This is a genomic window from Cystobacter fuscus (genome assembly GCF_002305875.1).
GTDB classification, from domain to species: domain Bacteria; phylum Myxococcota; class Myxococcia; order Myxococcales; family Myxococcaceae; genus Cystobacter; species Cystobacter fuscus_A.
On sequence record NZ_CP022098.1, the window covers coordinates 1446328 to 1459272 of the forward strand.

Below are 12945 nucleotides of genomic sequence, written 5' to 3' on the forward strand. Positions count from 1 at the left end.
ACTGCGAGCCGCCCCCAGGTGAGTGGAACGCGGATTGCCCACGTGCTACCTGTCCGCGCTGCCCTGAAATGGGCAATACCACAAGGAAGAACGAGATGCGCAAGGCCATGTTCCTGGCAGTGAGTGTCGTGTCCCTGACCACCCCGATGCTGGGCTGTGTCGACAACGCCCACGCGGAGGAGTCCTGGACGTTGACCACCATCGCCGATGCTCGCAGCGGCATTGCCTCGCCGGTGGACATGGCTCCGCCGGGTGATTCTCCGGGTGACATGTTTGTGTTTGATCAGCCACTGTTGAACGAGGCGAAGGAGAACATTGGCTCCAACAGCGGCTTCTGCATCCGGACGTTGCCCGGCCAGTTCAGTGAGTGCCAGTGGACGCTCACCATGGCCGACGGCACCATCACCGTCGCGGGCCGTGAGGCGGAGAGCGGCACCTCCTTGATTCCCATCGTCGGGGGCACGGGCGCTTATGTGGGGGCGAGTGGGGTGCTGACGACGACCCCCAACGGAGACAGGACGTTCACCCAGGTGCTCACCTTTCTGAAGCCGAAGCAGTAGTGGCGCGAGCGGGGCATCGTGCCCCAGGTGGGGCGCCCTGCCTCACCCTCGCCGTGGGGGGCGGAGCCTTCTTCCAGAGGAAGACGCCCTGGCACATGCGCTGCAATCAACGGTTTGCGTACCGCCAGGGTTCTCCCCCTCTCCCTGGCGGGTACGTGCCTCGGGAGTTGGAGGGCTCGTCCTCCACTCCCTGAGGCATATTTATGGGCTGGCGCGCTCGAGCCGGATGCCGCGCGGAACTGATGCCTTTCGTTGAATGTGTGCGGTCGCCAGGCAGGTGGGCGTCCTCCAGGTTCCTGCTCTGCGTATTGCCGCTCGTTGACTCGGATAGACTCGAGCCATTTCCCAGGGAGTCATCCGTGGCGGGCAGACGCAAGAATCGCAACGAGCGGCCGACATCCGAGGAGGTGTCCGACGAGGCACTCCCTGATGCTTCGCCTTCCGCCCACCCTCCGAGGGCCGCGGATGGTGGGCAGATGTACTCCGCGGCACTGGGTACACAACACCTGTACCGTGCTCCGGTCCCGCGCTTCCTCGACGATGTGGACGCGGACTCGCTGCCAGGGATGCTCAAGGAGCGGTTCCAGGCGCTCGAAGGAGAATCACCGTCGGAAGGAGAGGTGACGGCCTGGAAGCACTCCCTGCGTGCGCTCGCCGAGGTCCTGCGTGACGAGCGGTTGCGGCGCTCGGAGATCTTCGTCGAGTTGTGGATGCCCATCCGGGGACGGCGGTGTGATGCCCTGCTGACGGGGAGGAACCTCGAGGGCCTTCTGTCGGCCGTGGTCGTCGAACTCAAGCAATGGACGATGGTGCGCACTTCTCCCTGGCGGGAAGAAGTCTCCGTGATGAATGACAGTCGTCCCCACCCCTCGGCCCAGGTGCGGGACTACGTGGGTTTTCTCCGGTACTACCATTCAGCCTTCGTCCAGGACGGGGTCCACATCACCGGCTGCGTCTGGTTGCATGGGATGGAGGAGCCAAGGTCCATCTCGTTGTTGAGGAATCCCGATGCCTTCGGGGATCTCTTCCGCGAGTACCCCTTGTTCGTGAAGCGGGAGCAGCGTCGTTTCGCCGACTGGCTACACGCTCAGCTCGGGCATGGGGAGGGAACTCGAGCGGCGGAACTCATTGCCACCGGTCATACACGGCCTTCGGAGAAGCTCCTCGACATGGTCGTGCGCACCATCCAGGGTGAGTTCGAGTGGCGACTGCTCGACGTGCAGCGGCAGGCCTATCTGAGAATCATCACCGCCGTGGAGGAGGGCCGCTCGGACGGGTCTCGTACGGTGGTGTTGGTGAAGGGCGGCCCAGGCACGGGCAAGAGCGTGCTGGCGATTCAACTCCTGGCACACGGTGCCAACAAGCACTGGCGCGTGGTTCATGCCACGGGCTCTCAGGCCTTCCAGACGAACCTCCAGGGCAAGACGCTCGCCTTCTCCGAGCAGCTTCACAAGACGCTCCAGGGAGTGCGTTTCAAGAAGGAACTGCCCATCGAGCAGATCTTCTGTACCTTCGCGGATGTCGCGAAGGCGGGAGCACGCCAGGCGGACGTGTTGGACCTGGTGGTGGCCGATGAGGCTCACCGGCTCTGGGATTTCCGCCGGATGAAGTTCCCGAACGGGAAGATCCGGCGGCTCTCGGACACTCCCATGATTGAAGAGGTGATCCGCGCGAGCCGCGTCACGGCATTCTTCCTCGACGACAACCAGGCTGTGCGTGCCGGTGAGATCGGCCAGTCGTCGGTGGTCCGTGAGGCGGCGAAGCGCCTCGGGGTGCGGCTGGTGGAACTGGAATTGGATCTGCAGTTCCGCTGTGGCGGCAGCGAGAGCTATGTCCGGTGGGTTGACGCCCTCCTGGGCTTTCGTGACAGCGCGGACCTCGCGTGGAGAGCGCAAGAGGCCTATGCGCTCGAGGTCGAGCCAGACATGGTCCGGATGGACCAGCGGCTGCGCGCGCTCCGCAATCAGGGATACCGCAGCCGGATCGTCGCGGGTTACTGCTGGCCGTGGTCACCTGTGGGCTCGGGTCCGGAGCGTCTGGTGCGCGACGTGAAGGACAAGCGCTTCGGAGCGTGGAGCGCTCCGTGGATAGAGAAGACAGGTCAGGGGCGTAAACCCCTGGAGAATCAGTACTATCGCTGGGCCAACGAGGACGAATACTACGAGCAGGTCGGGTCCATCTACTCGGTGCAGGGCTTTGAGTTCGACTACGTGGGCGTGATCTGGGGCGAGGATCTCGTCTGGCGCACGGATCGGTGGGTGGCGGACCTCTCGAAGAACAAGGACAAGACATTCAAGCGTGACGTCCGCGCGAGTGGCGAGGATGCCGTGATCAAGCTGCGCAACGTATACCGGGTACTTCTCTCGCGTGGAATGAGGGGCACCCACGTGTTCATCCTGGACGCGGAGACGCGGGAACATGTCGAGTCACTCCTTCGCGGACAGCGCGCGACACGCGTGGCGTGAGCGCTCGGTTCAGGGCCACGACGTCGTGAGGGAGATTGGCATGGGGAGAGGGGGTACTTTCTTCCATGGGACGTGCCGGTCGTGTCAAAAGGAGGACGAGTACCAGGACGGGCGGGACAGTGAGCCAAGGAGTCCTGCTACGTTGTCCGAACCTTGTCGAGGAGGGGAGGGGCATGACAGGTGCTGACCAGCACGACGAACATGAGCGTCCCTTCCCACTCGTCACCCACTGACGATTGCGAGTCCTCCCATGCTCCCTCCGGTGTTACCTCTGCCGGGAACGCGAGAGACCCTGGAAGCCCTGCTCTCCTTCGACACCAGCCCGCATGGCGGAGCTCACCTCGACTGTGCGTGCTGGCTGATCGAGCGATTGGCCGCACTCGGGTTCTCCTGCCGGTTGCATCGGCCCATCGAGAGCGCTCCTCCGCTGATTGAAGCGCACCGGCCCGCACGGGGACTCGCGGGACACGTGGTCCTGTACGGGCACTATGACGTGGCGTCCTGTCACCCGGACGCCCAGGGCTGGAGCACGCCGCCGCAGGTCCTGACGGAAATGGAGGGCCGTTGGTTCGGCAGGGGAGTGGCCGACAACAAGGGGCCCCTCGCGGCCCGTCTCATGGCGCTGGCCCGGCTCGAGTCCACCCCCGCGATGACCTGGTTCATCCAAGGTGAGGAGGAAACGGGCTCCGCAGTGGCCTCCCAGGTCCTGGGTGAGCGCATCCCCGCCCTCCATGCGGACCTCTGGCTGGATGAGACGGGCTACCACGATCATGAGGAAGGAACGTTGCGGCTCATCGCGCGCCAGATGGGTCCCGCTTCACAACGGAGTCTTCCTCCGGACATGGTGATGCAGAGCCTGCTCGATGACCTGCTGCTGCTGGCCAGGTGCTGGGGAATCGGGGCGCGCCTGGAGGTTCGTGGCTTGAACAAAGGGGCAGTCGATGGCGGATGCCCCTTCAACTACTGCCTGCCGGTGGGAGCCCGCTACCTCGCCCTTGGCATCAATGACTCCCGCTCCCACATTCACGGCACCGATGAGTCGGTTCCTCTGTGGACCTTTGCCCTCCACGCCGAGGAACTCCGCGTGGTGTTCCGATGGGTCGATCGGATGACACGAGGCGCCTCATGAGTGAGTCCCGGCTCGACGATGCCACGGTTCGCGCCTACCTCACCCGGCTCGGTGTTTCGGAGTTCTCCCTGGATGCCGATGGGCTGACGCGCTTGATGAGAGCCCACCTCTTCGCGCTGCCCTTCCACAACCTGCCGTGGCTGGCGGGGCAGGACACCGCTCGTGGGGGTTTCTCGCTCGAGTCCGCCGTGGAAGGCAACCTCGCGGGCCTGGGCGGCACCTGCGACCGCCTCACGCCCCCCTTCGTCGCCCTGCTGCGCGCCCTGGGCTTCGATGCATGGCTCACCGAGGCGCGAACCGATGGAGCCGACAACCATTGGGTGGGAATCGTTCACCTTCCCGAGGGGTTCTTCGCCGTGGACGTCGGGTACGGACACCCCTTCCCAAGACCTTTCGTCCTGGGCACGGAGCCGCTGGAGTTCACCTCCTACGGAGAGGTCTTCCGCTTCGAGCGGACAGGTGATGAGTGGTACCGGCTGTCTCACCTGCGCCCTGATGGAACGGTCCGCACCGGTTACCACTTCACGCCAAGACCGTGTCTCTACCGCGTGAGCGAGCCGCGGCCCGATGCCCATCCGTTGCTCGAGTCGATTCGGGCGGTCCGGGTCTCGGAGTGGGTTCTGGCCTCGGTCCGTGATGGCCGCTACCGGCGCGTCGCGGGTGGTCTTGAGACCACGCGTCCGCTCGAAGGATGGGACGCCCTCGCCTCGCTGCTTCACACCACGATCGGGCTTCCCATGGAGCTGATCGATCAGGCCCTCCATGTCCCGCGGCGGCACGGGCCCGGCCTGTTCGGGGAGGCCGGACACGCCCGGCCTCCGCTCCGATTCATCCTCACTCTCGCGGTGACCGATCGCACCGAGGGGGTGGATGTCCTGCTTCGCTCCGTGGTCGAGACACTCGAGCGAGAGCAGCGCCCGAGTGCTTCCGTCGGCGTGCTTCTGCTCGACAATGGGCGGGCCGAGGCGCGGCGGGACGCGCTCGAGACGGTGCTGGAGGAAACCCGGCGGCGCGGGCTCCGGGTGACCCAGGTCCGGGCGCGACAGGAACTCGCGCGCCTCGCCCCCTCGCGGAAGTGGGGATTGCTGCCCATCGAAACACCGTTGCCTCTGCCTATCGGGGCTGCTCGCACGCTCCAGACGAGCCTCCTGCACGAGCACTTGCGGACGGGAAACCTGGAACTGCCTCATCCTCGTGACGGGCGGGGTCCCATTGCCGTGTGGATGCTGGACGATGACCTGGCCTTCCAGCGGCTGCGCGAGACAGCGGAGGGCTTCGTGGTGGAACCCGCGGAAGAACCCTTCCGCCGGGCGGAGCTGCTCTGGAGGCGCCATCCCGAGGTGTCCGTCGTCCTGGGCTCCTTCACGGGAGAGCCACCCATTCCGGGCTACGCGACGCTGTACGTCCAGACGCATGACCTGGCGGGCAATCTCCGAGCGATGGCGGCGCTTTCCCCCGAGGCGCCTTGGACGCCGGGTCCTTCTCCCCGCGAGCTGACCGACTACTACTACGATCATGCCCGGGGTTCGACGGCGCACCTCCAGACGGTGTTCCCCTGGATTCCTCCCGGTCGTGCGCCCTGGTGTGTCCGTGACGCCTTCAGAACGCTCTGCGAGTCGTTCACCCGGGTGCCTCACGGACAGCAGGTCACCCGGCCTCTGACCCACGTGCCCTCGAGCACGCTCGCACCGAGCCGCAACCGGGGCGGCAATGCGCTGTTCTTCGATCTGGATGCGCTGGTGGCGGCTCCCTATCCGGTGTTGAGGAGCGAGGACGGAGTCATGACCCGCCGGGCCGATACGCTTTGGGCGCACCTCACCGCGCGCGAGCCCTCGAGCCGCATCGTTCAGGCGGACCTGGACTTGAGACATGGCAGATGGAGGGGTGATGGAAGCTCGCCCCTGACCGCGCAGCGGCCGGATCCCGTGGCGCTCCAGCGGTTCGTGGAGGGCCAGGAGCGGGGTGTGGTGCTGGCGCGATTGTTGGAGCGGGACACCGTCGTGGAGACCTCCAGCGCCGAACACGAGATCTCGGTGCGTCGGGAGTTGCTGGCGCGGAGTCGGGAAGGCGTGCGGCGGGCGGTCGCGGAGGCCCGTCGGGTGTTGGCTTCCGAGGAGGCCTGGTGGTGGCGGCAGGAGCGCGAGAGTGCGCATGCCTGCCTCACGGCACTGGCCCAGGTGGAGGAACTGGCTCGCGCCGTGGACGCGCTCGAGGATCCCGCGCTGCCCGAGCGGCTCGCGGACTTCGCCCGGCAGCTGGTCGAGTCCCTGCCGGAGTGGAGAGCGACATGGGGTTGAACTTCCTGGTCACGGGCGGCTACTTCGATGGCTCCGGGGAAGGTGCCGTGTGGCACGTGGATCTGACGAGCGCGCGAGCGGACGTGTTCCTGCGCTGGGTGCCTCCCGCGCACCTGCGCGTTCCCCGGAAGGGATTCGCGGGGGGTTGTCTCGCGAGTGAAGACTCGCTGTATGTGGCCGCGCATGCGGCCGTGGTCCGGGTCGGGCTGTCCAGCGCCAGGGTCACGGGAGTACTGCACCAACCCAGCTTCAACGACCTCCACCATGTCGCCGTCTCGGACGGGCGCCTGTACATCGTCAATACGGGGTTGGGGACGATCGACATCCACGAGTTGGGAGGCCGCTTCGTCGGCTCGCACGCGCTGCTGCCCTCCTGGGCGAATCATTGGCGGATGTCGGGCCAGGATCCCTCGGACTGGTCCCATGTGCTGGATGGCGGATGGGACGGGGGGCCACCGGCGCCGTGGTTGGAGCCGCGCGAACTGGATGCCTACCATGACCTCGGTCACGACAGGCACCGGTTGCCCTTTGCCCGGTTGAAGGTTCCGGACTACCTCCATCCCAATCACATCCGCCCCACCTCCCAGCAGACACTGGTGACCTGTCTTTACGATGGCTCGGTGCGAGACTTGCGGACCTTCGAGACCGTCCTGAGCCTGCCGGAGTCCCACCCGCACGATGGGGTTCTCACGGGCGAGGCCTTCTGGACCACGAGCATCGATGGCCGGGTGTATGCGGCGCCCCTCCGGGCGGGACGGGTATCGGGTGAGGCCGTGACGCGGTTGCAGGTCTTCGCCACGGGGCATGCGGGCTGGTGCCGCGGCTTGTGGACCGATGGCCGTCTGCTGGTCGTGGGATTGACGGAAGTGCGGCGAGGGAAGCTGCCACGGCACCGCTGGGCGGACCGGGAGCCGGAGGGAACCGAGACCTCCCTGTTGTTGATGGATCTCTCCGATGGACGGCTGCTCGCGCGGGTCGACCTCACGGATTGTGAGCGGCACTCGAAGATCTACAGCATCCTCCCCTGGGGAGAGAGCTCATGACCCGCCTGCTCATGTTGCACCGGGTGATACCCGACCAGGTGACGGCGTTTGGCCGACCCTCCTGCTACCGGTTGAGGGGAACGGCACTGACGTTGGAGGAACTCGATCGGGTGCTGGAAGCTGGGCCGTTCCGTTCTCTCGACGAAGTCACCGGAGCGCTCGAGGCGAACGAGCCTCCGCCGCCGGGGCTGGTGCTCACCTTCGATGACGGCTACCGGGAATGGATCGATCAGGTGGCGCCGCGGCTCGAGGAGCGGCGCATCCCCGCGACCTTCTTCGTCTGCCCGGCGTTCCTCGCGTCGGCCTCCCAGTCGCATCCGGTCGACGTGTTCTACTGGCTGCTCGATCATGCGAGGCATCCATGTTTCACGCTGCGATTGCCCGATGACATCTGGTTTCAGGGCTCGCTGGAGTCGGATGAGGGCAAGAACTCGCTCGTGCGTGGGAGCTTGAAGCAATTCGTGGTGAAGGGCCCTCGCGAGGAGGTGCGCGAAGTGTTGGCACGGCTCGCCGAGGCCCTGGGCGTCGCGTTGCCAGACGAGCTGCCCCGGGTACTCCATCCCTCGGAGCGTGAAGTCGAGGCCCTGGCTCGGGCCGGCCATGGATTGGGGGGACACGGGTTGAGCCATCGGCATCTGACGGAGATGGAGGTGGAGGCGGCGGCGTTGGAGATCAACACTTCGCTGGAGTGGGTGGTCCGCTTGTCGGGGCAGCGCACCGCGCCATTCGCCTACCCCGATGGAAACTTCGATCAGCGCGTCGCGCACCTGGTCGAAGGGGCGGGCGCGACGTGTGCGCTCACCTGTCGACCGGGGCAGGTCATGCGTGAGTCTCCGCGCTTCCAACTGCCGAGGGAGTTCACCACGCCACGCCATCCCCTGGTCCAACCCGCTGGAGCCAGCTGAGCCGGAGGTGACCATGCGCGTATGGGTGACAGGCGGGGCGGGGTTCATTGGTTCCCACCTCGTGGAGGCGTTGCTCGGCGAGGGCCACGAGGTGGCGGTCCTCGATGACCTGTCGACGGGGCGGCTGGACAACCTGCCGCGGAACGAGCCCCGCTTGGAGGTGCTCGTCGGCTCCATCCTGGACCCCAGGGTCTGCGCACGGGGGGTCCGCCATGCCAGGGCGGTCGTGCACCTGGCGGCTCGAAACTCTGTTCCGCGCTCACTGGTCGAGCCACGTCCCACGGTCGACGTCAACGTGGTGGGCTCACTCAATGTGCTGGAAGCCGCGCGGCTCGAGGGCGTGGCCCGGGTGCTCTACGCGAGCAGCAGTTCCGTGTATGGAGTGGCGCCGGGATTGCCGAAGCACGAGGCGCTGCCCATCGACGCGTGCAGCCCCTATGGGGCCACCAAGGCCGCGCTAGAGCAGCTCGCGCGGGCCTGGAGCCGGAGTTTTGGTCTGCCCACGATTGGACTGCGCTACTTCAACGTGTTTGGTCCCCGGCAGCAGCCCCTGTCTTCCTATGCGGCCGTCATTCCCCGCTTCGTGATGGCCTGCCTTCGCGGAGGCGAGGCGGTCATTCATGGGGATGGCGAGCAGACGCGCGACTTCACCTACGTGGGGAATGTCGTCACCGCGAATCTCCGAGCGCTCGCCGCGCGGGAGGAGTGCTCTGGCCGCGTGTATAACATCGCAACGGGTGGACGGGTCTCCGTGCACGAAGTCTACGAGCGCATCGCCGCGCTGCTGGGATGTTCCCGGCCCCCGAGGTACGGACCTCGGCAGCCGGGCGACATCCTGCACAGTCACGCCGATGTGGGAGCCGCCGAGCGCGAGCTGGGCTGGAGACCGGAAGTGTCTTTCGAGGAGGGATTGCGGCGGACCGTGGACTGGTACCGCGAACGAGAGGCTTCCTGTGGGGTCAGGGCGTCGTTCGTGGAAACCGCCAGCGCAGGTAGCGCTCGTACCAACCCCGAGCCTCCTCCAACCCCATGGGGCGACTGCCCGGAGAAGGAGGCGCGGAGCGATCGAGGAACTGGCGCTCCCATTGCGCCCGTGGGGGAAGGATCAGGATGAGTTCCTCCTCCTCGGACAGGGGCAGCAATGCCTCCTCATGGATGAGCGCCACGATGACGACCAGGGGAGGAAGTCCGACGTTGGCTGGATGCAGTTCCACCTGGCGGATGGCGCGGATGAAGAGGCTCTTGGCCTGCATCATTCCCTTGCGAGGGTGAACGGGATCCACCAGCGGGTGGAGGAGCTGCGCGAACTCCAGGATCCGGGGGGCGGGCGATTGAGTCCGGAGTCGCTCCGCCCAGGTGGTCTTTCCGGCGGCGGGAGGCCCCACCACCCACGTCAGGCGCTTCATGGGTCCACTCCGAAGAGCTGAAGTGCCCGCTGGCGGAAGGCGGCAACCCGCTCCGGACCCATGTGCTCCGCGTGCTTGGTCAGAAAGGCGCGCAGGCCCGCCACGTTGGTGGAAGAGCCCGCAGTGGACAGACGCGGTCCCGGGTGGGCGTGGAAGAGAACCCGGGGTTGCTCGTTGCGTGCATAGCGGAGTCCTGGGATGCCCGCGAGCCGGAAGCCGAGATCCATGTCGTGGAAGGAGGGCAGCGAGGGATCGAAGCCACCCGAGCGAAGGAACAGCTCCCGGGAGATGAAGAGATTGGAACCCCGGATGCCGGGATTGCGGACCAGGAAGTCCTCGGGCTGGAGGGTGGGGGGCGGTACCTTCTCCGGAAGGATTTCCCGTGTTCCATCCTCCCGCTGCTTCACCTTGAGGAACGCCGTCAGGACCAGTTCCAGCCGGTGGGCATGCACGAGCCGCTCGGCTTCGGCCAGGTAGGACGGTGCCCATGTATCGTCGTCATCGAGGAAGGCCAGCATCGTTCCGACCGCCACGGAGGCTCCCAGGTTTCGGGCACGGGCGGCTCCATGTGGTGCCTCCTGACGCACGCATCGGACGTCGGCGGAGGTGAGGTCGTCCAGGGGCGAGTCTCCATCGTCGACGACAATCACTTCATCGGGCGGGCGGGTCTGTTCCCTCACGCTCTCCAGGGCGCGCTGCAAGAGTGTGGGACGTTCCCGCGTGGGAATGATGACGGAGAGGGGGCCCGGGTTCATGTCGGCACGTGAGGGCGGGAGGATGGGCGCGCGAGCACCTGACGCAGTTCGGAGGCGGCCTCCTCGCAGCCTGGAGGACCCAACCGCTCCAGGAACAAGCGCTGGGCCGCGAGTTGCCGCTCGCGTTCCGCATGACCACGCAGGAGCTGCGCCACCACGCGTTGTCGCACCGCCTCCCTGGCGGACCTGTCCGTGTCGAGGCGGGTCACCAACTCCAGGACGCGAGCCGTCCCCTCCGCCTCGGGTGCCTGGGGAAGGATGGCATGGTCCGGATACAGCTCGGTCAGATTCAGACCTCGAGGCGCCAGGCCCTGTTCCTGGTAGACCGCGAGTTGGCAGACCTGGGTCAGGTTCTGGGGGGGAAGGAAGCTGGTGGGCACACCCAGGGCAAAGCCCTCGAAGGGCGCGTTCAGCCCCGGGGCGGTCAGCAGGTGATGCGAGGTGGCCATCAGCTCCAGGTACTCTGGTTGGGGGAGGGTCCGCACCCGAAGCCCGCCGTCCACCCCGTCTTCCCGGATGCGCGCGACAGCACGCGCGCCCGCGGCGATCGTCACGGCCTCCCCGGGCCATCCCAGGTCGGAGAGCAGCTCCTGGACCAGCCGGGTCATCGATGACGGATAACAGGTGTTCTTTCCGGGAATGATGTCGGGCGAGTGGGCGCCGCCGTAGTTCACCAAGAGCTGGGACGTGCCGGGTCTCCAGGTCCGATGCGGGGAGGCGGAGATCAAGGGTCCCACGACCCGCGGCCGGTGCATCTCTCGCTCATACTGGCGCAGGGTCTCGGCCACACCCGGGAAGTTCTCGATGATGTAGCTGTGCGCGTGCCGCATGGCGGAGGTCACCCGCCGCTTCATCCAGAACAGGATGTCGATGAAGACCAGGGGCATTCCCCACTCCAACACCAGGTCGATGTTGGTGTTGTTGGAGACAGCCAGGTACAGGTCGGCCGTCTCCCACTGGGGGCGTGTCTGCCTCACCGACGCGGGATTCTTGACGTCACAGGGGATGACCTGGGCGAAGGTGGCCGCATCGCATTGCTCGCGAACCGGCCCCGTCGCCAGAACGGTCAACCGTGCCTCCGGCAGGTGGTGGGCCACGGCCCTCAGCGCGGAGATGGAGCCGTAGCAGAATGGATTGGGATCACAGACGATATGGAGCGGACGGGTCACGGCTCGGACGCTTCCTCCCAGGGGGACGATGGCTTCCCACTGGGACGAGTATCGCTCGAGCCTGTTGGCGCGGGACAGGTTCCGCCCACGGAACCGTCGCGCTTCGAACGGGGGCGGGTTCGCCCCGGCGACACGGCGCCTGCCAGCTTCAGGGGGCGAGGAAGGCGTTCATCTCCCGCACGACATCGGCATGGTGGGTGAGCCAGAGGTAGTGCCGCGCGTTCTCGAGCTTCACCAGTTTCCAGTTCGGCTGCTTGCGCAGCGTGGCGTCCGCGGCCTCCGTGTCCCGCCGCAGCTCGGGCAGGAAGTCCCGCGCCTTCTCCCGGAAGTCCGCGGGCGTGCTCTCGAGCCCCATCATGGCCTCCATCCACTCGGCGAACCCCTGTCCGTCGAAGAGCGAGAGCACGGGCACGCGCGGCGCGGAGAAGTCCGCCTTGGCCACCCCCCGGAGCATCTGCTCCACCGCATCGGAGCGCCGGTGCGGGCGCACGTAGCCGCCGGTGGTGGGGTCGAACTCGTGGCCCTGATCGAGCTCGTGCGCGGGATAGGGGCCGCCCAGGTCGCGCGTGAGGATGGCCACGATGGCGTCGCGTGACGCCCCCGCCGGGAATTCGACGGTGGGCATGGGCGGGTTGCTCAGGTCCATCAGGAACGCCGCGATTCCCGCCCGGTCATCCGTCGCGTCCAGATAGACGAGCTTGTCGACGCGCTCCGGGTGGTGGCCGCTCACCCAGGTCATCTCGTCTCCCGCCATGGAGTGGCCCGCCAGCACCGCCTTTTGGATTCCCAGGCCGTCGAGCGCGTGAACGACATCCAGGCCCAGCGTGGCGGTGTCATAGCCGGTGTCGGGCCAGCTCGAGGCGCCAAACCCGCGGCGCGTGAGGGCGTAGACGTGGTGACTGGCGATGAACTCGGGCGCGAGCTTGTCGAAGACGTGGCCCGTGTTGCCCAGGCCCGATAGGAACACGAGCGCCGGGCCCTGGCCTCCGAAGTCGAGCACCTCGAGCTCGACGCCCTCCGCGACCTTCACGCGCTTCACCTGGTGCGGTGAATCGCCGCCGTCCGGGGAGGGCCCCGTTCGGGGCACGGACGGGGTGGTACAACCAACCGACAGGAGCAGACAGGACAGCAAGAGGGGCTTTCGCATGGGGCCGCGATGCTCGCACACACCATCGTTCCCGTGGCGCGGCGGAGTGGGCCGCCAGTGCCTTCGACA

The 12945-nt window shown here is 66.7% G+C and carries 10 protein-coding genes; 7 read left to right on the plus strand and 3 right to left on the minus strand.

Annotated elements, in window-relative coordinates:
• Positions 1-95: 95 nt before the first annotated feature.
• The 7 genes from CYFUS_RS06095 (at position 96) to CYFUS_RS06125 (ending at position 9513) form a co-directional block, all read left to right on the plus strand.
• Positions 96-560, plus strand: coding sequence for a dirigent protein (locus CYFUS_RS06095; RefSeq protein WP_232537398.1), 465 nt, complete (start codon positions 96-98; stop codon positions 558-560).
• A gap of 476 nt (positions 561-1036) precedes the next feature.
• The gene (locus tag CYFUS_RS06100; protein ID WP_157758270.1) at positions 1037-3025 is read left to right on the plus strand and encodes a DUF2075 domain-containing protein; all 1989 of its coding nucleotides are present in this window, start codon (positions 1037-1039) and stop codon (positions 3023-3025) included.
• 250 nt (positions 3026-3275) lie between these two features.
• Positions 3276-4154, plus strand: a complete 879-nt coding sequence (locus CYFUS_RS06105; RefSeq protein WP_095991831.1) for a M20/M25/M40 family metallo-hydrolase — start codon at positions 3276-3278, stop codon at positions 4152-4154.
• Positions 4151-6451: an arylamine N-acetyltransferase gene (locus CYFUS_RS06110; protein ID WP_198316472.1), complete on the plus strand. Its 2301-nt coding sequence runs from the start codon at positions 4151-4153 to the stop codon at positions 6449-6451. Before CYFUS_RS06105 ends, CYFUS_RS06110 begins: the two co-directional genes overlap by 4 nt.
• A complete protein-coding gene (locus CYFUS_RS06115; RefSeq protein WP_095984376.1) occupies positions 6442-7494 on the plus strand; it encodes a hypothetical protein in 1053 nt (350 codons plus the stop codon). The genes CYFUS_RS06110 and CYFUS_RS06115 overlap by 10 nt, the downstream gene beginning before the upstream one ends.
• A complete protein-coding gene (locus CYFUS_RS06120; RefSeq protein WP_095984377.1) occupies positions 7491-8399 on the plus strand; it encodes a polysaccharide deacetylase family protein in 909 nt (302 codons plus the stop codon). Before CYFUS_RS06115 ends, CYFUS_RS06120 begins: the two co-directional genes overlap by 4 nt.
• Before the next feature lie 13 nt (positions 8400-8412).
• Positions 8413-9513 (plus strand): NAD-dependent epimerase/dehydratase family protein, encoded by a 1101-nt coding sequence (locus CYFUS_RS06125; protein WP_095984378.1) that lies wholly within the window; start codon positions 8413-8415, stop codon positions 9511-9513.
• Between the two features lie 288 nt (positions 9514-9801).
• On the opposite strand, the gene CYFUS_RS50350 is transcribed toward CYFUS_RS06125, so the two are convergent.
• The 3 genes from CYFUS_RS50350 to CYFUS_RS06140 form a co-directional block, all read right to left on the minus strand.
• Positions 9802-10560 carry a glycosyltransferase family 2 protein gene (locus CYFUS_RS50350; RefSeq protein WP_157758271.1) on the minus strand — a complete coding sequence of 253 codons (759 nt, stop codon included), beginning with the start codon at positions 10558-10560 and terminating at the stop codon, positions 9802-9804.
• Positions 10557-11729, minus strand: a complete 1173-nt coding sequence (locus CYFUS_RS50355) for a hypothetical protein (protein ID WP_157758272.1) — start codon at positions 11727-11729, stop codon at positions 10557-10559. Before CYFUS_RS50355 ends, CYFUS_RS50350 begins: the two co-directional genes overlap by 4 nt.
• A gap of 148 nt (positions 11730-11877) precedes the next feature.
• Positions 11878-12876 (minus strand): alpha/beta fold hydrolase, encoded by a 999-nt coding sequence (locus tag CYFUS_RS06140; RefSeq protein ID WP_232537399.1) that lies wholly within the window; start codon positions 12874-12876, stop codon positions 11878-11880.
• Between the last annotated feature and the right edge of the window lie 69 nt (positions 12877-12945).

Bases quoted from the DNA above. Each gene is read 5' to 3' on its own strand.
- CYFUS_RS06095 (WP_232537398.1), top strand. From the start codon at position 96: ATGCGCAAGGCCATGTTCCTGGCAGTGAGTGTCGTGTCCCTGACCACC.
- CYFUS_RS06100 (WP_157758270.1), top strand. From the start codon at position 1,037: ATGTACTCCGCGGCACTGGGTACACAACACCTGTACCGTGCTCCGGTC.
- CYFUS_RS06105 (WP_095991831.1), top strand. From the start codon at position 3,276: ATGCTCCCTCCGGTGTTACCTCTGCCGGGAACGCGAGAGACCCTGGAA.
- CYFUS_RS06110 (WP_198316472.1), top strand. From the start codon at position 4,151: ATGAGTGAGTCCCGGCTCGACGATGCCACGGTTCGCGCCTACCTCACC.
- CYFUS_RS06115 (WP_095984376.1), top strand. From the start codon at position 6,442: ATGGGGTTGAACTTCCTGGTCACGGGCGGCTACTTCGATGGCTCCGGG.
- CYFUS_RS06120 (WP_095984377.1), top strand. From the start codon at position 7,491: ATGACCCGCCTGCTCATGTTGCACCGGGTGATACCCGACCAGGTGACG.
- CYFUS_RS06125 (WP_095984378.1), top strand. From the start codon at position 8,413: ATGCGCGTATGGGTGACAGGCGGGGCGGGGTTCATTGGTTCCCACCTC.
- CYFUS_RS50350 (WP_157758271.1), bottom strand. From the start codon at position 10,560: ATGAACCCGGGCCCCCTCTCCGTCATCATTCCCACGCGGGAACGTCCC.
- CYFUS_RS06140 (WP_232537399.1), bottom strand. From the start codon at position 12,876: ATGCGAAAGCCCCTCTTGCTGTCCTGTCTGCTCCTGTCGGTTGGTTGT.